Origin of the sequence: Microseira wollei NIES-4236 (assembly GCF_020521235.1) — a bacterium.
Taxonomy (GTDB): Bacteria; Cyanobacteriota; Cyanobacteriia; order Cyanobacteriales; family Aerosakkonemataceae; genus Microseira; species Microseira wollei.
Genome location: NZ_BLAY01000001.1, coordinates 59,675 through 78,445 on the forward strand (window position 1 = coordinate 59,675; position 18,771 = coordinate 78,445).

Here is an 18,771-nt window from a genome sequence, read left to right on the forward strand (position 1 = left end):
ACTGATTGATAATCTCTCATTATAATTACCGCAAGATTCACCATTTATTGGCAGTTTATCTCCAAGCAACAGCAAGTGCTACAACTCTAGTATGATGCTAATCAACTCATCGACTGCTTTAACTATTGGTGGGGGTTTGGGGGAGGCTATAAGTCCGACGCTGTAATCTCCGATGAGCGCGTGGGATACATGGACATCCCCCAAGCAAATTTTATCCGGTCAAGCCCGGTAAAATTTGCAACTATCCAGAACACCCTGATCAAAAAGTGAATATAATAATAAGAGGAGGTAAAAGCAATGCAACATCAAGCCGTCAAAGTCAGACTGTATCCGACAACTGAACAAAAAGAGATACTAGTTCAACACTTTGGCTGTTCTCGTTGGTGGTGGAATTATGCACTTAACCTGTGCATTGAAACCTGCAAGGCAACGGGCAAAGGCTTGACTCAAGCTGGATTAAATAAGTTTTTACCAAAGCTCAAACAAGAGAAGGAAACTGAATGGCTTTCTGAGTGCTATTCTCAGGTTTTGCAAGCTACTACGCTCAATTTGGTGACGGCTTACAAAAACTTCTTTGAGGGTAGGGCCAAATACCCTAGATTCAAAGCCAAGAAAAATAAGCAGTCAATTCAGTATCCCCAGTCAGTCAAAGTTGTTGATGGCTGCCTGAAGCTGCCCGGTCGTGTCGGCATTATTAAAGCCAGACTACATCGACCAATTCAGGGAACAATCAAGACTGTAACCATCAGCATGACCCCATCAGGGAAGTATTATGCTTCTGTGCTGATGGAGTCAGAGGGCGACAATCCAATAACCAACGCAGAAGGAAAAGTAGCAGGAATTGATTTAGGGCTTAAGGATTTTGCCATTGTTAACGATGGCAGCAAGACCTCTAAATACGCGAATCCTAAGCATTTAGCAAAACACGAACGTAATCTTCAGCGGAAACAGCAAAAATTAGCCAGAAAGGAGAAAGGTAGCAAGTCAAGAGATAAGGCACGAAAATTAGTCGCTAGGGTTCACGAACGAGTATCAAATGTCCGTCAAGACTACTTACATAAGCTGTCCTTGAAGCTGGTTGACGATAACCAAGTCATCGTAGTCGAAAGTCTCAATACTAAGGGCATGGTTCGGAATCATAAACTAGCCAAAGCAATTTCTGATGTCGGCTGGGGAATATTTGTCAATTTTCTCTCATACAAATTAGGCCGCAAAGGCAAGGTATTGGTAGAGATTGACCGATGGTTCCCTAGCTCAAAACTCGGCTCGAATTGCCACTATCAAGTGGATGAGATGCCGCTAGATGTTAGGGCTTGGATTTGTCCAAGTTGCGGCACTCACCATGACAGAGATGGCAACGCCGCCATCAATATCAGAGCAGAAGGGATCAGAATGCTTAAGGTCTTGGGAACCAGGACTGCTGCTGATGGAGGGGATGTGAGTCCGAAGCTTGGATGCAAGTCTAAGCTGACAAGGGTCCCCCGCGAAATCAGAAGCCTACGCTGTACTCTCTGAGTCAGCGTAGGTAGTTCACTAGTAATATCATGTCTGGTTAATTAGTCATCATTGGAGTGCGAGCGTCTGGCTCGCGAGTGGGGGAGTGCAAGCGAGCGTCTCGCTCGCACTTCAAAATTATAAGCAATCAACCGGACTTGATCTAACTGGGAATTCACAACGGCAATTCGGCAAGAAATTGAAGCTACGTTGCTGTTACCTCAAAAGGAACTGGAAGATCGGGGATGGCAAGGAGATTAAATTGTTAGATCGCTCATTTGGGTTTTACGGCATCGCTTTTTTTGGAATTATTCTGTTACGGTATTTTCTGGTGGCGGGGGGAACCTATTTGTTCTTTTATGCACCATTTAGTCAGTCTTTTATTAACGATAATCTGCGGCATCAGTCTCCCTCCTGGCGATCGATTCAACGCGATATTCAACTTTCTATTCTCTCGGCGGGGGTGTTTGCACTGGCGGCGGCATTCATCCTGTCAGGATACAGTTGGGGTATTACCCGCTTATACAGCCACGCTCAACAGTATGGGCTGTGGTATTTAGGTGTTAGTTATGGCGGGGTGTTGGTTCTCCAGGATGCCTATTTTTATTTCACACATCGATTGTTTCACCATCCGTCACTCTTTCCCTGGTTACACCAGGGGCATCACCGATCGCGCTATCCTACCCCGTGGACCTCGTTTGCCTTTGACCCATTAGAAGCGATCGTTCAATCACTTTTCCTGGTTGGTATCGTCTTTGTGATACCGCTGCATTTCATCACTTTGATTGCGGTACTCACTACCATGACAGTTTGGGCGGTTTTAAACCACCTCGGGATCGATCGCTTGCCCTCTTCATTTCCCCACCATTGGTTGGGTAGGTGGTTTATTGGGCCTGCCCATCATTCGATTCATCATCTCAAATACACCGTGCATTATGGGCTATATTTTACGTTTTGGGACAAACTTCTTGGCACTCAAGACCCAAATTATGAGCAGAAGTTTGGTGAGCATCGGACGAGTAAAGTCGATGAACCTTAACTCGTACATCTTCAGTGCTGAAGCGCCAATCAATGCACTTGGCGTTTGCGTCTAGCGCCCGGTCGCTATAATGGTAGGGACTGAAGTCCCTACTACAAACTTTTAAGTGCGCTTCACCCAGTCGGGTGATTTTTTGATTAATATTCTAAGCTGGTGCGATGAAAATAAATTTAGCAAAAGTTTACAAACTTTTTTGCGGAAAAAGCCTAACTTGGGTTTAAAGAATAAACTAACAGATCGCGCTTGGCTCAAAATTATGACATTAATGCATAAATTCAATCACAACCCGGCATTGAAACTGACTCTAGCCGCAGTTGGGTCACTGTTATTTTTAACTCCATCGGTTAAAGCAGCGATCGCACTACAAGATCTGATGAGATTCCATTGGTTACAGCGTCCAATCTGCGATCGCGCTTTCTGGGTACTAGACCAAAATCTCGTTGGTTACGGGTAACGACTGTGGCATTAAGAGATAATGCGATACCATCTTCGATGGTTGCCAAGGGCATCGCAGCTATTCGCATATCTTTTTGGAGGCGATTTTTTCGCAGGGGAGGATTCTCTTTCAGCAGGTGTTTGAGACAGTCATCAGCTAGGGGTGTGAAGTCTAGAATCTCAACTGTTTGGAGATATTTGACGGTTGTCCAAAGTTTTGAGTAGAGTGCGGGGAGATTATGCACTGCTGAGGGATCGTTAATTCTGCCAATCCAGCCGTTGAAAAGTTCTTGAACCGTAATTACCGTCACAGCAATTTGATGTAGAGAAGCGTTGGCGGTAACTTGGGGATGATTGCAAAGAATTAGTGAAACATGGTCAGTATCGAGAATATATCGAGACACACTAAGCAACCTCTACAAGTAGTATGAGGAGTCAACTTCAGTGTCATCATCTGAGGTTCGCTCGGCTCGAATTTCATCCATGATTTCCTGAAAATCTGGATCGTCTTGAAAGACACCAGCAAATTGCATCCAGGTAGGTGGTGAAGCGTCAAGTGGCACATTCGGTGGAAATAGCTTCGATGTGGCTGAGTCTTTCTAAAAAGGTGGCTTGCAGTTGGGCGTAGACGCGAAGCGGCTTGTCGTCAGACATCGCTTCTTCTCGTGTTTGTGCTTCGACGCGAAAGTTGGGAAACTCAAAGATAGATGCGACAAATTGACCATTTTTGAGGGTTTCTACTAGGAGTGTCACCTTCAGGTTTGCCGATGGCTGGGATTGCGGTACATTTAGATTGATGACCATGTTTAAAACACTTTAAGTGTCTTTCTCATTGTACCGTAGTCAATCCAGTAGGGTGAGATGCCTAGGTTGGGCTACGCCTACGCATTTGCTATTTCGGCGATCGCTTGACTTTTATGTAATGGCATAAATGCCTTTAATGTTTACGGAGCATAGCTTAGAGCTTTTCTTAGTGCCATTCATTGCAGGTCGTTACAATTACAGGGTGTTTCATTGCATGAAATTTTAAAAACAAAGCGATGCCGTGCTTTATGGTATTTATCGTCACCATAAAAATTTACATACATATTTTTTAGCTCATCTTTTCTATATAAATTCAAAGACTTGCTTGATTCATCAATGCCACGTTGTTCTGATTTTTTATTTAATATCTGCTGCAACGATACATTATCTGAAATAAGTAGCTGGGTAAGATTTTTTACCTGTGCATAAAAAAGTGCATGATTATTGTCAAGTACTTTATCTACCAAGCCAAGTTGTAAAGCATAATTAGCACTGATAGGTAAACACTGTTCAGTTAGCTCTATCGCTTTTTCATTGCCAACTCGCTTGGGTAAACAATACGTCCAATATTCAGAACCAAATAAATCTCCCATACTTTTGTAGTGAGGGTTCATAATAACGCCATTTCTTGCAAATACAAAATCAGCACATAAGGCTAACATCACCCCACCAGCAGCTGAATTACCTGCCATAGCAGAAATGGTTAATTTATCAGTTGTAGTAATGATCTGGTGAATAAAGTCATCTATTGCATTAATGTTAAACCATGATTCATTAGCTGGACTTTTCGCTACTTCGATGGTATTTAAATGAATACCATTTGACCAATAATTTCTGCCACCTAATAAAACAATTGCTTTAATGGGTAAAGCCGCTATGTGCTGGTAAACTTTTAACAGTAGTTGGCATTGTTGAGTATTCATTGCACCGTTATGAAACTCAAAATGTAGGTAAGCAACACCATCTTCTAGTGAATACCATACCTCCTGACAAGCAAGCTGTTTCCCTTCTTTGCTATAATCAATTTCAATGTTTTTAACTTCTTTAGGAAGCAAACTACCTAATATCTGAGTTGAGGGTAATTTTACACCTTTTTTACCTTTTTCCAGTTTCTGTTTTAAATGCCCTATCCAAACTGCTCCGTCTATTGTTGCTCGACAAATTGCCTGATTAGCCGTAGCGATAACTTCTCCTGGCTTACCTGTTAATGTTTCCTCTTTATGGACATTATGTAAAAATACGGCTTGTCCATAAATCTCATCTAAAACCCCTGGTGAGCCATCCGCTGCATGTATATGCCTGGCAATATCATCGCTTGTCTGAGTTTGCCAATTAATACTTCTATCAGCTTGTTTCATGAACGGTTGAAATTTTCCAATAACATCGGCCTGTTCACAATTTAAAGCTTCAGGCTTAAAATCTGGCGATTCAAAATAGGTTAAAACCTCCCATAAACATTTAACCGCAGTTTCAGTCACTTCTCGATTATAAATACTGCTTTTTGAAGCAGTACGCATAGGAAAAGTTTTGCTAGACCATATATCGCCCGCATCCATCTCTTCATCGGCTTGCAATAAGGTTACACCCCATTCAGCCACATTATTTTGAATTGCCCAATCTAAAGAGGATGCACCTCTATCGCCTTTAATGCCTGGATGAACAATAATACAGGGATAATTTGTATAAATGTCCTTAGAAAGGTGTCGCGTTAAAAAGGGACAAAGAATTAAATCAGGATTAAAAAGTTTTATTCCTGCTAATAATTTTTCATTATCACCGTGATGAAGCTCTACAGACACTTTGTAATTAGCATCCATTAATTCGGTATAAAACCGTTGGCTTAAGCCATTGAAGGCTGTTGATATAAGTAAAATTAGCATTTATTTTGAATATCCTTATTTAGTTGAAATTCTAAGTCAGAAAACGCTATCGCCAACACCCATTTCAAAGAGTATTCCGTCCTTGACAGCGATTAAGGGATGATTTTGGTTATGAGGTAGTCTCCTGTTTTACCCAATTGATGACAGTGTTGTGGCTAACCCCAGTTTCCCGCCCGATCGCTCGACACCCCATACCATCGGCATACAGCTTGAGGCAACGTTCCCGCACCTCTGGGGGATAGCCTTTGGGAGAACAGGAATCGAGAAACTGGCGATCGCATTTTTGGCAGAGGTAATTTTGCTTCCCTCTTCTGTGACCGTTCTTGCATATGTGCGTAGACTGCAATTGCTATTTCGGCGATCGCATTTGTTATTTCGGGAGTCGCCGAAATAGATATTGAGACGGCAATGGGGTTTGGGCAAAGGGGCGATCGCCTTTATTCTAGATACCTTTGACATACTCCCCACACCTTTAGGCGTGGGGAGTATGTCAAGGGCATTTAATTCTCTTGCAGTTTATTAAACATTCAGAAAAGCCACAATCTCCTTCGATCACCGCACAATTTGATGCTATTGGTAAACACTTGCGGAAACACACCGTCTCACAATCTTGACTCGGAAATATACCTCCGTCGAGTACCGTGGCTGAGCTTACTTTTCTTCTGAAGGTGAATTAGTGCTTGCCTAATCAACTATTAAGTCATTCAGAGGGAAATTAGATGGTGCTAACGAGTGTAACGCACCCTACGAAAGTGGCGATCGCACTGTCTAGACCCGTTGGAAACCGACATCCAGGCGCGCGTATGTATTCCAGCAGGTCAGATACCCTTTTTCTTTCTTATCGTACGACATCTCTTGGTGGTTGTAGTCGGATCTGAGATGAGATCCAACCACCGTAAAACCCGTAGCCCCACTCCAGCTATAGAAGCCAACGTAGGCACGATCGCTCACGGACATGTACCGATTTGTCCCCCTGATTCGATAATAGTTGACCCCGTTATACGGGTACCACTCCAGAGTCAATGCCTCAGCTTGACTCACGAGCTTCGCCCATTGCTTGGAGTCTTGCCCGAGCCAACCCAGGTGAGTTCCATTTTGAGACAGACTCACCCTGTAGAATTGGCCTGCTGCTGCCACGGCAGTTGCTGTCGGCTCTATGTTCATGGCTTCGTCAAACGTGAGGGCAGTCGCTGTCGGCTCTATGTTCATGGCTTCGTCAAACGTGGTGGTTGCTTTGTCCATGTCTTCGGAAAGCGTGGTGGTTTCTTTGGCAACTGTGGGATTCATACTCATGATTTTGTTCCTTTTTACGTCATTACAAGAAGTAGACGATTCCAGTAGTCAATTTCTGAATTTTTCGCTCGCGTTAGAGGCTTTTTTTTTCCTAAATCGCTGCCTCCCATCAAACCAGCCTCAAGCACGAGAACCCTTGCACCGCCTCTTCTACCGCCCCTGGGTTTTCCCAATCGTCTCAATTCTGCTGTCCAATCAAGGGATGATTTTGGTTATGAGGTAGCGTTCTGTCTTACCCAATTGATGACAGTGTTGTGGCTAACCCCAGTTTCCCGCCCGATCGCTCGGCACCCCATCCCATCGGCATACAGCTTGAGGCAACGTTCCCGCACCTCTGGGGGATAGCCCAAGGCAGAATAGGAGTCGATAAACTGGCGATCGCGAAGCTCCTCTGAAGGAGGCTTGCGTAGTACCACACAATGAAAGACTCAAAAGCGATCGCGCTATTTTTATAGTCTAGCTGTTTAGGCTATTAGGGTGAATTATTATCAGTCCTTCAATTGCGACGAAATCTTGGGGATTTAAGGTGAGGATATGAGAGATATTATGAGTTAACATTACTGCTTGTATGCGGAGATCGTGGGCGCGTTTACCTGAAATTTTGACCAGAGGTAACAAGACTCAACCATTGGGGAAATATTGCAGGTGTTTCTTCTAGCAAGTCGAATTGATTAATCAACATTTGTACTGCTTGTTCAGTTTTTTCTACTGTCCATCCTAGTCCATTGACAGTCATAGGACGAGTGGCTACAACCCAAAATTCAGTGATAACTTGAGAGGTAATAAAGCACTGACCACCTTCTACTAAGATTTGTGAAATAGCATTGTTTATCAGGTTATACTCAACGGAGTCAGTATCAGTAAACCTGAGAATAATATTCGTATCTAGCAAATAGTTGGTCATCTGCCTCGCTCATCATAAATATTTTCTCGGCGTAGAGCTTCATCAGATAGATTAGCATTACTTTTAGGAAATTGAGCGACCCATTGACGAAATTGCTCCGCTTTTTCGGTTGAGGTTACATTTTTGTGAGTGGTTACCTCTATTTGCCTATTAGAGAGCATTTCTTGAAATAGTTTTTGGTCTTCAGGTGAGAGGTTTAATACCACTTCTACAAGAGAATTAACAAGCTGTACATTCATAGTTCTCTCTGAGATTTTTGGGCTTACACTCTATTATATGATTTTGGGGTACATTCCTTTCCCCTTTAACCTTTCCCCCAACATAACCATTAACTAAGTAATTGGTGCAAGATATGAGATAGTTAACCCTTCTCCTGTCTTACCCAATTGATGACAGTGTTGTGGCTAACCCCAGTTTCCCGCCCGATCGCTCGACACCCCATCCCATCGGCATACAGCTTGAGGCAACGTTCCCGCACCTCTGGGGGATAGCCCAAGGCAGAATAGGAATCGACAAACTGGCGATCGCACTTAACGGGACTTAGACAAAAAATGAGGTCAAAATGGCTTCAAACCTAGACAGAGAAAGACTTTTAGCTCGAATTGGCATAAATTTAGTACTGACAAGGGTTTCAGGCATTTTTAGGGCATCGACCTCTTTCGCTGACCCAGAGAGGTTTTCAGCCCCTTTAGTGGCGAAAAAATATCTAAGTCCCATTAAACCCATAACCGACTTATCACCTGCAAAATGAAAGCTTAAACAGCGATCACACTGTTCAGTTTGATGAGAGGAATTGCTCTTACCCTTCAGGTGCAAGATGTAAGGTGTCCAGTAATTCAAATACCAAGGGTGGATACAGGGTTACGGATCGCTTTTTACCCAACTGATGACAGTTTTAATTAAAATTAATCTCTTATTTTAAGACATTATGTAAGTTGGGTTTCGTTACCTCAACCCAACCTACAAGAGCGGCGATCGCACTATTAAGACTTACCAAAATCCTGCGTCCATAAATCATTGCCATAACCAACACCAAGGTGCTGATATTGGGGACTGAGGAGGTTTTCTCGATGTCCAGGATGATTCACCCAACCAGACACAACACTTTCAGGAGTATGATATCCTTGAGCAATGTTCTCTGCAATTGCTGACCACTTATAGCCGGTCTGTGAAATGCGACCCCCTAACGAAGGTTCTCCTGGAAGTTGATGACTCAATTGGTTGTCCTTTATCATCAGATCAGTATGAGTTTGGGCAGCAGTCATCAACTGAGAATTTAGACTCAGTGGTGAACTACCGACTCGACTGCGCTCCACGTTTGTAAGGTCAAGAATTCTCTGAGCTATACCTCCGTTGGACGGAGCAGGAGAAGCACCAACTTGTTTGAAGGATGAGATCACATCATTCCAGTCATTACTGAAAACAGGATAATTACCAGCGTTGAGCCGAAAACTCCGACCTTGATAGTTCACATCCTCAAAAAACTCCCAGGTTCCAGAGTAGATTTTTACCGAGGATATTTTGTCGTTCCAAAAATCTCCAACATAAGAAGAGTCCTTATCGAGACGGCCTGATGTGGCTCCAGAGAAGTTGGAATCTATAAAAATTTCGATTGACATAATTAATGCTCCAAAATTTCAAACGTTTTCTTTATCCCACATTCCGCACTTCATTTTGTAATACGGACACAAGTGTAATATGTAAGTTGGGTTGAGGTAACAAAACCCAACCTTGTATCTTGGTAGAGTCGTTAATCTATCTTGCCCATGCCAATCCTGCTGTTACAAGTTGTTGATTGTTCAAACCTTGTAAATTTGGTGTGGAGGGGCTATGACCTTGGTCTTCCACGATCAAAGTGTTTCGTTGATCATCATGGCTCATGCTCTGTAACGCATGGGTATCACGAATTCCTGCTTTCAGTAGAAACACCGTAATGGCAGCCTCCCCGATCAAATCATTGTTATTTAACCCCTGGTAATACCCCACACTTTCATTGCTGTTATGGGTCATTGCCACAATCAGGCTATTCCTTTTGTCATCGGCTGACATGTTCTTTAGTTCATCCGCAGTGCGCCATGAGCCTACTTCTAATACTCCATCTAATGTAAAGTCAATGTTGAACGACATATTTAATGCCTCTCCTTTTGATTCTTGTACACCTAAAGACGATTCCAGTGGTCGATTTCTGAATTTTTTGATCGCGTTAGAGGCTTTCTTTTCCTAACTCGATGTCTCCCATCAAACCAGTATCAAATGCGAAAACTCTTTCACCGTCTGTTCTCCCTACCCCTGGCTTTTTCCAGTTGTCTCAACTGCGCTGTCCAATTAAGAGATGATATGGAAGTTTAATACCGTGAAAAGTCAGCTCAGCCACTCACCACCCACAATGTTTATTTTTTGCATCGCTTGAGTTTGTAAGTTTTCTCCTGCTTGTAGCTGCCAACTTGGCTTATTAACAAAAGTCACATGAATATATCTTCCCGCTCCTTCTTTCCACTTATCTGAAACTACTTCGTTCAATACTACTTTTCCGTCAGCCCTACCCATAGAACCGATTAAAGTTACTGTCTCCCCAGCTTTAATGCCTTTCGCAGCAGCATTATCTTCTACTTTAAGGAGAGCTTCATGTTTAGTTGCCATAATTATTCCTTGTTTAAATAAATGGTTGGTACTAGAAGGTAATTGCTCGTTTGCCTTCCTTCTGTTTGTAAGACGATTCCAGTAATCAATTTCTGAATTTTTTGATCGCGTTAGAGGCTTTTTTTTCCTAAATCGATACCCCCCATCAAACCAGCCTCAAGCACGATAACCCTTGCACCGCCTCTTCTACCGCCCCTGGGTTTTCCCAATCGTCTCAACTGTGCTGCACAATTAAGGGATGATTTTGGTTATGAGGTAGCGTTCTGTCTTACCCAATTGATGACAGTGTTGGGGCTAACCCCAGTTTCCCGCCCGATCGCTCGGCACCCCATCCCATCGGCATACAGCTTGAGGCAATGCTCCCGCACCTCTGGGGGATAGCCTTTGGGAGAACAGGAATCGACAAACTGGCGATCGCATTTTTGGCAGAGGTAATTTTGCTTCCCTTTTCTGTGACCGTTTTTGCATATATGCGTAGACTGACAATAAGGACATTGCATCCCTCGATTGTGCAAAGCTTCACCACCAGCCTCCGATTGAGTTAACAAAGTTGGCGGCAACCCTTGTTGTATCTCTTTGTTTAGATTCGCCTCCGTTGGGTTCTCCTTTTTTATCGATGGGAGGGGAATTTCTAAGAAGGCAGAATCATCCTCTTCTGAAACTGAAAGATACTTGTTCATCTGGGGTTTCAGAATTGCTCGCGCCTGTGAAATCCGTTTATAGACGTTATCTATGGAAATCCCGAGTTTTTGGGCAATATCTAGGTAAGACATATCTTGCTCAAAACGCATGATAAAAGGCGATTTCAGTCGGGGAGACAGAGCATTAATAGCACGGCGGATGGTTATTCCTATCTCACTGCCGAAAAGGGCTGATTCAGATGACTCAACTGGAAATGTTACAACTTCTACTTGCCCAGCTATTTCTTCAAAATTATCTATCCCTATTGCCCTTCTGCCATGCTCTCGGTGTATGTCTATACAAAGATTATGAGTAAAGCGCGTCAGCCAAGCTTTAAGATTGGTGATTTTGTCAGCATGGTGGGGTAATTTATCCCAGGCTTTGAGAGTCGCTTGAGAGAGGGCATCTTGGGCATCTGTAACATTTCCATCCATCCAAGTTAAACAGCAATGATAAAGATAGTCTTGGTATGGCATCCACAGTTGCCAAAAGGCAGTGCGCTTCCCTTGAGATAAACTTTTTAATAGAAGCTTTTTATCTGATGGTGATTCTTGCATGGCGGTTCTGTTGCAAAAAGAATGAATAGTAGGGAGCAATGCAAAATTGTGGGGTCAGGGTGCAATTAAAAGTGGCATTTTAAGTCAAGCAGCATTCTCAGCGAGATCCAGCCAATAACATTGCCAATCTTGATTTGCCCGCAGCACTCTCCGTGCTAACATTGCCCAAGCATTTTCGACACTCCACCAACTGCCACAGCGTTTGATCCAAATAAGGTAGACCAGGGTCTAATCTTTGGGCTTTTAGGCTTACGCGGATAGAAGCCGTGACCGATGATGCTACGGGGTATGCGAGGTCATATGTGTAATCCAGAGGCCGATGAGGGATGGGGCATTCACAAAGCCATCCCCAGATGGCTTTGTCCAGGCACAATCTCCACCTGGGACTGCTCAATAACCCTGGTCGCATGTTGGGCAATTGTTTTAGATATACCCAGGTTTATTATGAAATACTGCTGCCATCAACCATGTTTAACCAAGCGGTTGATTTGTATAGATTGTACTGAATTAACTCAAATCGTTACAAAGCCAGATAAAAAACCCCAAACTTTTAACTGTTCGTAGTAACGACTTTAGTCGTTTTTTGTAGGCTGGTAGGGACTCAAGTCCCTACTACAAACTTTTAAGTGCGTTTCACCCAGTCGGGTGATTTTTTGATTAATATTCTAAGCTTGTGCGATGAAAATAAATTTAGCAAAAGTTTACAAAATTTTTTCGGGAAAAGCCTAACTTGGGGTTGAAGAATAAACTAACAAATCGCGCTTGGCTCAAAATTAGGACAAAAACAGGCAGAAATTATGACATTAATGCATAGATTCAATCACAACCCGGCATTGAAACTGACTCTAGCAGCAGTTGGGTCACTTTTATTTTTAACTCCATCGGTTAAAGCAGCGATCGCAGACTCCAGCATTTCCTCTATCCATAATCGCACAACCTTGGGACATGTGGCAGACGATCGTCCGATGCTAGTAGCTCAAGCAGATTCTGTTTGTCCGCCCAATAGCGGTGGGAGTCAGTTTGTGACGGCGGAAACCACAAGCTTTTACATCTATATTTGCGGGGGCGATTTGCCCAATACTTATGTTGGTGTTGCTAAAAATCGCCGAACGGGGGGTATTATTCTGCCGCTGCAAAGCTCTAGTAATGACCGATTTGTTGCAGTTAACCGGAATGTGCGCTATACTCTCACCCGCAGCGAACTGATTGTGACTCAAAATGGGCGAGTAATTGTCAGAGAAAGAGCTACTTGGAAATGGTAGAAACCCACTAGAAACCCGGTTTTTTCAAAAAACCGGGTTTCTAAGTCATTTACAATTATGTAGGGGCACGGCGTATAACAATTTTTGGTTTATATCAAAAGATTGTCTAATGTCGTGCCCCTACTTGCGCCTGTTGATGTTCCCTAATTTCCTCACGTTTTTATTATCATGCTGCATTTCAAACGTTCCACCTTAATTGATGCGCCGGTAGAAGTTGTTTGGCGCTTCCACGAAAGACAAGATATCCTGCAAATTCTGACACCGCCTTGGCAACCCGTGCAAATTGTGCGCCGCGAGGGGGGTTTGGATGTGGGTGCGATTACAGAGTTTCGCATTTTTTTGGGACCAATTCCGGTGCAGTGGGTGGCGCGCCATACGGAATGCGAACAATATCGGTTGTTTACCGACGAACAGGTTACAGGGCCGATGCAGTCGTGGGTGCATCGCCATCAGTTTACCACTGTTGATGGGAAAACTAGACTGACGGATGCGATCGCATATTCCCTCCCCGGCGGTTATCTTGCTGAGTTCGTCTTGGGTTGGTGGGTAAACTCGCGCCTCGATGAAATGTTCCGCTACCGCCACGAAGTCACAAAACGCGAGTGCGAGAAATAGTTTTTCGGAATTTAGTCTTAGAGAAGTGTAGTTTATTTTTGGGTAATAGGTCATAGGTTTTTCCCTGCTATGACCTATTTCAGTTTGCAGTTGCGCTGACACTTTACAGCGGATTGCTTTTCGAGTGAGGGAAAGCCTTTTGGCTTTGAATGCAATAGCGGCAGCAAAAATGGCAGCGCGCTTGACAAACTCAGGTGTACCTCATACAGCTGCAATCCGATCTAATTCAAAATCCCAAATACTTAAAAACTTTCCGGAATATTATTGACTAAATTAGAAGTAGTAATTACAGAGCAATTGAACAAATTATCTAACAGCTAAGGACGGCTAACTTATGTTTTATAAATTTAATTTAAAACAAGCGCTGAAAATGACATTAATCGGTGCTGGGATTTCATTATGCTTGACTCCTGCTGCTCAAGCTGGTCAATTAATGAGGAGCATTTATGGGGTTAATAATCCGTTTAACTATCCCCATGTAGTCGCTTATGGTGACGATGCTTGTCCGCGCAATACTTATATGTTGCGTTATGCAGAAACGAGCAATTATTACGTGTGGATCTGCGCGACTGAAGGCGGAACTCTTTATTATACAGCTCAAGCCAAAAATTTAAACCGAGGCGGTATTACTCTCCGCATTCGCAGCTATTCTGGGGAAAGATATGTTGCTGCTAATGGGAATACCCGTTATATTGTCACCCCTTCTCGGTTAGTCGTAACTCAAGGTTCTCGCACCATCCTCAGCGAACGAATTTTGCAATGGCAAGAAGGAACTGGACTTGAAGGTTAAATTGACAGCTTTTTAGAGTTTTAAACGTGTTTCTCCTAGAGATTTTTAAAGTTATACCCAGATGTCATCATCTGGGTGTTTTTTTAGGTAAATTATTGCCTATCACCTTTGTTTCTGTGTAGGGGCACGGCGGGAGAAACATTCCGTACAAGAGAACATTTTATGATTGCCGTGCCCCTGCAATATTCCCAACGATGGGAAAGGCAACGAGAAATCTACGCAGAAACAAAGGTGATAGCATCTTCGCACATCAGTCATAATTAAACCAAACTACAATTTTTCTCCAAATAAACGACGTAATAACGATGGATTCTTTTGCTTTTCATCGCCATGATGTTTGTTTTGTTCTGTCAGCCTATAAGATTGCTGAATCATTCGATTCAGTGCTAAACTTTTTTGGCATTCTATTTTACTAATTTCTGAAATAACTTTTTTATTACGCCGACTGTATTCTTTAATTTCTTCAGGTAAATTCACTAGGCGTAATTTCAAAGCAAAATCCTCAAAAAAGTAGCGGATTTCTCCAGTTTGAGGCCAATGAGGATCTAGCCAAAGGATTAGCGGGGAGCTTTGAACGGTTTTATCATCTTCATCATAAACAAGTTCTAGATTGAAATGATAAATATAAGAGGTATAAATTAGGTAAGAAAGCTGGCGATCGCTTATCAATTGCTGGGACGTTTTAGGCATAGACAAAGTAAAAGTAAATCGATCCACATCATTACAAGCAACGCACTGGGAAATCTTAAACTCTTGGGTATAGGCAGATTGATCGATCAAAAATTGATGGTTATTATCTAAAGCATCTTCCTCAAACAAGCAGGGTATATCAACATTGAAATGTAAAAATGCTGGCAAATTTAATTCATAATTATAACTAGGTGTAACGGCTCTACTGGTTGACCTTTGTTCAGATGGTGAATAAGGAACTAAAGAATATACTGCATCGGGTTCAGGTTTATGAACGATCCAGCTTTTGAGAACCCAAGCATTGCTAAACAGAAACTTAGTGCTTTTGAGAAAAGCCACTTGACTGCCAATATTGCGAACTTTAAGGTCAACGATTGGAGACTTGCGATCGCCTTCTAGGGAAACATCAACGATTTTGATTAGCGAATCATTGACTAACTCAGAATGACTAGCCAAACGAATTTTATAACCTGCTTCTTCCAGCCAGATAGCAACATCTCTCCAGTCTTTTAGCGTGTTGAGGGGTCGTAGGGTGAGTATTTCTACGTAACGATACAATCCCCTGGATAAGTCCACTCGCAGTCCCCTGGGTTCCCGATTCAGTTGGGCGGCGATTTCAGTAGAACCATAACTGCAAAGCAACCCCCGCAAGCAAGACATTTCTACGGGAGTTAGTTGTTTGGGTTTACCAGTAAATTGCGTTTTGGCAGCGGCGAGATCTTGGTAAAGCTTTTCTAGATTCCAGTCGTTTTTAGCTTGTGCAAAGGGTTCTGGGGTAGGTGCCATCGTGAAAATTTCTCCTCACTTGCTTCCCAACATGCTAACAAAATTCCTAACACTGGTTAGGTGATGACCTAGAGCTGCGGCAGTTAGCTTGGTTTCATACAAGCAGCAACTAGCAAACTCCACGCTGCTTCCCAAGGCAACGATCTTAGAGCAATTACTGCTTATTTTCCCTTGTTTTGGCTGGATTCAGAAACCGGGTTTCTCTGAAAAATCGTCGCTTTGGAAGGGGAGATATGCCTCGCTTCCGCACTCGCGTTCGCAGCAAGAAACTTTGGTGATAGGTTCGTCGGTGCTTTAACGATTGGTTTTCTGACTGTCGCAGCAGAAAATCAACTGCGACAGCTGCTAAAAACCGAGTACGACGAAGACGAGCTAAATGGGTTTGTCAAGTTGCAGGAAGCAGCTATGACAGGTCGCGTGAGGCAGGAATCGCGAGAATTGATTCGCTCTCATTGATTCAATAAAAAGGAGAAAAGTTTATGAATACCGTTGGCAGCAAAAACCATCAGTTAGGCGGGTTATATGTCCAATCCCGCGAAGGACAGCAGTTGGTTTTTCCTTTGAAACATACCGAAGTTCAGGCTAAAGTTGCTGGAAACTTGTCGCGAGTCGAGGTGACGCAAAAATTTCAAAACCCCTTCACGGCGACTTTGGAAGCGGTGTATGTCTTCCCGCTGCCTGATGAAGCGGCGGTGGATGATATGGAGATAAAAATAGGCGATCGCATCATCAAAGGTAACATCAAAAAGCGCGAGGAAGCCGTAGCAATTTACGAACAAGCTAAACAACAAGGTCGCACCGCTGGGTTATTAGAACAAGAACGAGACAATATCTTTACCCAATCTCTTGCTAACATCAAACCAGGGGAAGAAATTGATGTCACAATTCGCTATACCGATAGCTTGAAATTCGAGGGTGGCGATTACGAATTCGTCTTTCCAATGGTTGTTGGGCCTCGCTATATTCCCGGAACGCCGATCGATCCAAATGCGACTAGCGCCACCGCAATAGCACCGATGACATTAAACGAAGATAGCGATCGCGTACCCGATGCTGAGCGTCTGAACGCACCAATTTTACCCCCTGGAACTCGCTCTGGACATGACATTAACGTAACGGTAGAAATTGATGCAGGAGTGCAAATAAGAGAAGTGCGATCGCCTTCCCATCAAATTAACATCGAACATGAAGGTCAAATTGTGCGGGTAAAATTAGGCGGCGAAGACACAATTCCTAACAAAGATTTAATTCTGCGCTATCAAGTTGCCGGTAACAATACGCAAGCTACCGTACTAACTCAGTCAGATTCTCGCGGCGGACACTTCGCCATTTATCTGATTCCCGCTTTGGAATATAGCAGCAAACCAATGAAATAGTGCCAAAAGATGTTGTATTCCTAGTCGATACTTCCGGTTCTCAACACGGCGATCCGCTGATGAAATGTCAGGAATTGATGCGGCGATTCATCAATGGATTGAACGCTTACGACACTTTTTCGATTCTCGATTTTTCTAATAGTGTCAGACAATTATCTCCCACACCGTTACCAAATACTCCCGAAAATCGTGCTAAAGCAATTAACTACATCAACAACCTACACGCTGCGGGTGGGACGGAAATGCTCAGCGGTATTCGCGCCGCGATTAATGTCCCAACACCACCAGGACGCTTGCGGAGCGTTGTATTGCTAAGCGATGGTTACATTGGCAACGAAAATGAAATTTTGGCAGAAGTCCAAAAGCACCTGCAATCGGGAAATCGCCTTTATAGTTTTGGTGCTGGCAGTTCGGTGAATCGCTTTTTCTTAAATCGCGTTGCCGAAATTGGACGGGGAATTTCTCGCATTATTCGTTACGATGAACCGACTGAAGAAGTAGCTGAAAAGTTCTTCCGGCAAATCAACAATCCCGTACTGATAAATATTCAAATAACTTGGGAACCTACGGGAGAAAATCCAGCGATTTATCCTGCCGTCGCACCCGATTTATTTGCCGAACAGCCGTTAGTTTTGTTTGGACGCAAACAGGATGGTATTGCTGGAAAATTGCACATCAGCGGCATCGCTGCGGGCGGTAAACGCTATCAAAAGACGTTTGACCTCAATTTTGACGAAACGGGTAATCCAGCGATCGCACAGCTTTGGGGACGGGCGCGCATTAAAGACCTAACGAAACAAATGGTTAGTTACGAAACCAAAGCGGGAGTAGAAGCAGTTACCGAAACAGCGTTAACTTATCAATTGTTATCGCAATATACTGCATTTGTCGCCGTCAGCGAAGAAGTGCGAGTCGATCCGGAAGGTGAGAAAATTACCGTGCAAGTGCCAGTTGAAATGCCTGAAGGTGTTAGTTACGAAGGTATTTTTGGAGAAATAGGTGCTGCTTCACCTCCGTCAGCGCCAATGTACGCAACAGGGCGATCGCATTACAGTTACGGAGCTGAAGACATTCAATGTCTCAGTTCTAGTATCGTTGACGAAGAACCTAATTTGCTGAACATGCGTCTTTTTGCATCGATGGGTCTTACAACAGCAAAAGGGATGCGTCGTGCAACACCAAAAGCACCCAATCCCAAGTTGCAAGTTATCAGCATAACAGGATTGGAGCAAGGCGCGATTGATGCTCTCACCCAACATCTACAACTGTTGCAATTGCCTTCTGGTAAGAGTGGCGAAATTGTCTTCGAGTTCAAAGTAGGAAAAGGTCGCGTGAAGCAGATTATGTTAGATGAGGATGCTTCAACGCTGAAAGATGCGGAAGTGGTGGAAATAATTAAGCGCGCACTCACCACCTGGCGTCCTCCCCAAGCTGCTACGGGTACTGTTCGCATCACCTTGCGAATTCTGCCATAATTGCTAGAAACCCGGTTTCTTAAAGAAACCGGGTTTCTTTTCAACTTCTC

At 43.5% G+C, this 18,771-nt stretch carries 19 protein-coding genes and 3 pseudogenes; 8 read left to right on the forward strand and 14 right to left on the reverse strand.

Features of this window, described 5'->3' with window-relative positions; all coding sequences use genetic code 11:
• Positions 1 to 297 precede the first annotated feature (297 nt).
• The gene (locus MiSe_RS00250; RefSeq protein ID WP_226572567.1) at positions 298 to 1,515 is read left to right on the forward strand and encodes an RNA-guided endonuclease InsQ/TnpB family protein; all 1,218 of its coding nucleotides are present in this window, start codon (positions 298 to 300) and stop codon (positions 1,513 to 1,515) included.
• 241 nt (positions 1,516 to 1,756) lie between these two features.
• Positions 1,757 to 2,533: a sterol desaturase family protein gene (locus MiSe_RS00255; RefSeq protein WP_226572576.1), complete on the forward strand. Its 777-nt coding sequence runs from the start codon at positions 1,757 to 1,759 to the stop codon at positions 2,531 to 2,533.
• A gap of 344 nt (positions 2,534 to 2,877) precedes the next feature.
• Here the strand turns inward: MiSe_RS00255 and MiSe_RS00260 are convergent, their stop codons facing one another.
• The 13 genes and pseudogenes from MiSe_RS00260 to MiSe_RS00320 form a co-directional block, all read right to left on the reverse strand.
• On the reverse strand, positions 2,878 to 3,372 hold the full coding sequence (locus MiSe_RS00260; RefSeq protein WP_226572578.1) for a type II toxin-antitoxin system VapC family toxin: 495 nt from the start codon (positions 3,370 to 3,372) through the stop codon (positions 2,878 to 2,880).
• A 148-nt stretch (positions 3,373 to 3,520) separates the two neighbouring features.
• Complete coding sequence (locus MiSe_RS00265) at positions 3,521 to 3,772, reverse strand: hypothetical protein (RefSeq protein WP_226572580.1); 252 nt, start codon at positions 3,770 to 3,772, stop codon at positions 3,521 to 3,523.
• A gap of 176 nt (positions 3,773 to 3,948) precedes the next feature.
• On the reverse strand, positions 3,949 to 5,652 hold the full coding sequence (locus MiSe_RS00270; protein WP_226572582.1) for a hydrogenase maturation protein: 1,704 nt from the start codon (positions 5,650 to 5,652) through the stop codon (positions 3,949 to 3,951).
• Positions 5,653 to 5,761: 109 nt separating this feature from the next.
• A complete protein-coding gene (locus tag MiSe_RS53550; protein WP_444980439.1) occupies positions 5,762 to 5,998 on the reverse strand; it encodes an IS1/IS1595 family N-terminal zinc-binding domain-containing protein in 237 nt (78 codons plus the stop codon).
• A gap of 422 nt (positions 5,999 to 6,420) precedes the next feature.
• Positions 6,421 to 6,945: a hypothetical protein gene (locus MiSe_RS00280; RefSeq protein ID WP_226572584.1), complete on the reverse strand. Its 525-nt coding sequence runs from the start codon at positions 6,943 to 6,945 to the stop codon at positions 6,421 to 6,423.
• Between the two features lie 227 nt (positions 6,946 to 7,172).
• Positions 7,173 to 7,322, reverse strand: a pseudogene (locus MiSe_RS00285) (helix-turn-helix domain-containing protein); the annotation flags it as partial.
• A gap of 79 nt (positions 7,323 to 7,401) precedes the next feature.
• Positions 7,402 to 7,849 (reverse strand): annotated as a pseudogene (locus MiSe_RS00290) (type II toxin-antitoxin system VapC family toxin).
• Entirely contained in the window at positions 7,846 to 8,088 is a 243-nt protein-coding gene (locus MiSe_RS00295; RefSeq protein WP_226572590.1) for a hypothetical protein, read from the reverse strand. Before MiSe_RS00295 ends, MiSe_RS00290 begins: the two are co-directional and overlap by 4 nt.
• 122 nt (positions 8,089 to 8,210) lie before the next feature.
• Positions 8,211 to 8,291, reverse strand: coding sequence for a hypothetical protein (locus tag MiSe_RS52495; protein WP_373872733.1), 81 nt, complete (start codon positions 8,289 to 8,291; stop codon positions 8,211 to 8,213).
• A gap of 541 nt (positions 8,292 to 8,832) precedes the next feature.
• The gene (locus MiSe_RS00305) at positions 8,833 to 9,468 is read right to left on the reverse strand and encodes a CAP domain-containing protein (RefSeq protein WP_226572592.1); all 636 of its coding nucleotides are present in this window, start codon (positions 9,466 to 9,468) and stop codon (positions 8,833 to 8,835) included.
• A 136-nt stretch (positions 9,469 to 9,604) separates the two neighbouring features.
• Positions 9,605 to 9,976 (reverse strand): hypothetical protein, encoded by a 372-nt coding sequence (locus tag MiSe_RS00310; RefSeq protein ID WP_226572595.1) that lies wholly within the window; start codon positions 9,974 to 9,976, stop codon positions 9,605 to 9,607.
• Positions 9,977 to 10,210: 234 nt separating this feature from the next.
• On the reverse strand, positions 10,211 to 10,489 hold the full coding sequence (locus tag MiSe_RS00315; RefSeq protein ID WP_226572597.1) for a hypothetical protein: 279 nt from the start codon (positions 10,487 to 10,489) through the stop codon (positions 10,211 to 10,213).
• 248 nt (positions 10,490 to 10,737) lie between these two features.
• The gene (locus MiSe_RS00320) at positions 10,738 to 11,727 is read right to left on the reverse strand and encodes a sigma-70 family RNA polymerase sigma factor (protein WP_226572598.1); all 990 of its coding nucleotides are present in this window, start codon (positions 11,725 to 11,727) and stop codon (positions 10,738 to 10,740) included.
• A 797-nt stretch (positions 11,728 to 12,524) separates the two neighbouring features.
• On the opposite strand from MiSe_RS00320, the gene MiSe_RS00325 reads away from it, so the two are divergent.
• The 4 genes from MiSe_RS00325 to MiSe_RS00340 all read left to right on the forward strand — a co-directional run bounded on the left by MiSe_RS00325 (position 12,525) and on the right by MiSe_RS00340 (position 14,658).
• A complete protein-coding gene (locus tag MiSe_RS00325) occupies positions 12,525 to 12,989 on the forward strand; it encodes a hypothetical protein (RefSeq protein ID WP_226572600.1) in 465 nt (154 codons plus the stop codon).
• A gap of 168 nt (positions 12,990 to 13,157) precedes the next feature.
• Entirely contained in the window at positions 13,158 to 13,604 is a 447-nt protein-coding gene (locus MiSe_RS00330) for an SRPBCC family protein (protein WP_226572604.1), read from the forward strand.
• Positions 13,605 to 13,938: 334 nt separating this feature from the next.
• Positions 13,939 to 14,394: a hypothetical protein gene (locus MiSe_RS00335; protein ID WP_226572606.1), complete on the forward strand. Its 456-nt coding sequence runs from the start codon at positions 13,939 to 13,941 to the stop codon at positions 14,392 to 14,394.
• Between the two features lie 108 nt (positions 14,395 to 14,502).
• A complete protein-coding gene (locus tag MiSe_RS00340) occupies positions 14,503 to 14,658 on the forward strand; it encodes a hypothetical protein (RefSeq protein ID WP_226572609.1) in 156 nt (51 codons plus the stop codon).
• Positions 14,659 to 14,664: 6 nt separating this feature from the next.
• Here the strand turns inward: MiSe_RS00340 and MiSe_RS00345 are convergent, their stop codons facing one another.
• Positions 14,665 to 15,870 carry a hypothetical protein gene (locus MiSe_RS00345; RefSeq protein WP_226572617.1) on the reverse strand — a complete coding sequence of 402 codons (1,206 nt, stop codon included), beginning with the start codon at positions 15,868 to 15,870 and terminating at the stop codon, positions 14,665 to 14,667.
• 231 nt (positions 15,871 to 16,101) lie between these two features.
• Here MiSe_RS00345 and MiSe_RS00350 point away from each other — a divergent pair, with 231 nt between their 5' ends.
• Positions 16,102 to 16,326, forward strand: coding sequence for a hypothetical protein (locus MiSe_RS00350; protein ID WP_226572930.1), 225 nt, complete (start codon positions 16,102 to 16,104; stop codon positions 16,324 to 16,326).
• A 23-nt stretch (positions 16,327 to 16,349) separates the two neighbouring features.
• A pseudogene (locus MiSe_RS00355) lies at positions 16,350 to 18,721 on the forward strand (VIT domain-containing protein).
• Positions 18,722 to 18,771 lie beyond the last annotated feature (50 nt).

Bases quoted from the DNA above. Each gene is read 5' to 3' on its own strand.
- MiSe_RS00250 (WP_226572567.1), top strand. From the start codon at position 298: ATGCAACATCAAGCCGTCAAAGTCAGACTGTATCCGACAACTGAACAA.
- MiSe_RS00265 (WP_226572580.1), bottom strand. From the start codon at position 3,772: ATGGTCATCAATCTAAATGTACCGCAATCCCAGCCATCGGCAAACCTG.
- MiSe_RS00270 (WP_226572582.1), bottom strand. From the start codon at position 5,652: ATGCTAATTTTACTTATATCAACAGCCTTCAATGGCTTAAGCCAACGG.
- MiSe_RS00280 (WP_226572584.1), bottom strand. From the start codon at position 6,945: ATGAGTATGAATCCCACAGTTGCCAAAGAAACCACCACGCTTTCCGAA.
- MiSe_RS00295 (WP_226572590.1), bottom strand. From the start codon at position 8,088: ATGAATGTACAGCTTGTTAATTCTCTTGTAGAAGTGGTATTAAACCTC.
- MiSe_RS52495 (WP_373872733.1), bottom strand. From the start codon at position 8,291: ATGGGGTGTCGAGCGATCGGGCGGGAAACTGGGGTTAGCCACAACACT.
- MiSe_RS00305 (WP_226572592.1), bottom strand. From the start codon at position 9,468: ATGTCAATCGAAATTTTTATAGATTCCAACTTCTCTGGAGCCACATCA.
- MiSe_RS00310 (WP_226572595.1), bottom strand. From the start codon at position 9,976: ATGTCGTTCAACATTGACTTTACATTAGATGGAGTATTAGAAGTAGGC.
- MiSe_RS00315 (WP_226572597.1), bottom strand. From the start codon at position 10,489: ATGGCAACTAAACATGAAGCTCTCCTTAAAGTAGAAGATAATGCTGCT.
- MiSe_RS00320 (WP_226572598.1), bottom strand. From the start codon at position 11,727: ATGCAAGAATCACCATCAGATAAAAAGCTTCTATTAAAAAGTTTATCT.
- MiSe_RS00325 (WP_226572600.1), top strand. From the start codon at position 12,525: ATGACATTAATGCATAGATTCAATCACAACCCGGCATTGAAACTGACT.
- MiSe_RS00330 (WP_226572604.1), top strand. From the start codon at position 13,158: ATGCTGCATTTCAAACGTTCCACCTTAATTGATGCGCCGGTAGAAGTT.
- MiSe_RS00335 (WP_226572606.1), top strand. From the start codon at position 13,939: ATGTTTTATAAATTTAATTTAAAACAAGCGCTGAAAATGACATTAATC.
- MiSe_RS00345 (WP_226572617.1), bottom strand. From the start codon at position 15,870: ATGGCACCTACCCCAGAACCCTTTGCACAAGCTAAAAACGACTGGAAT.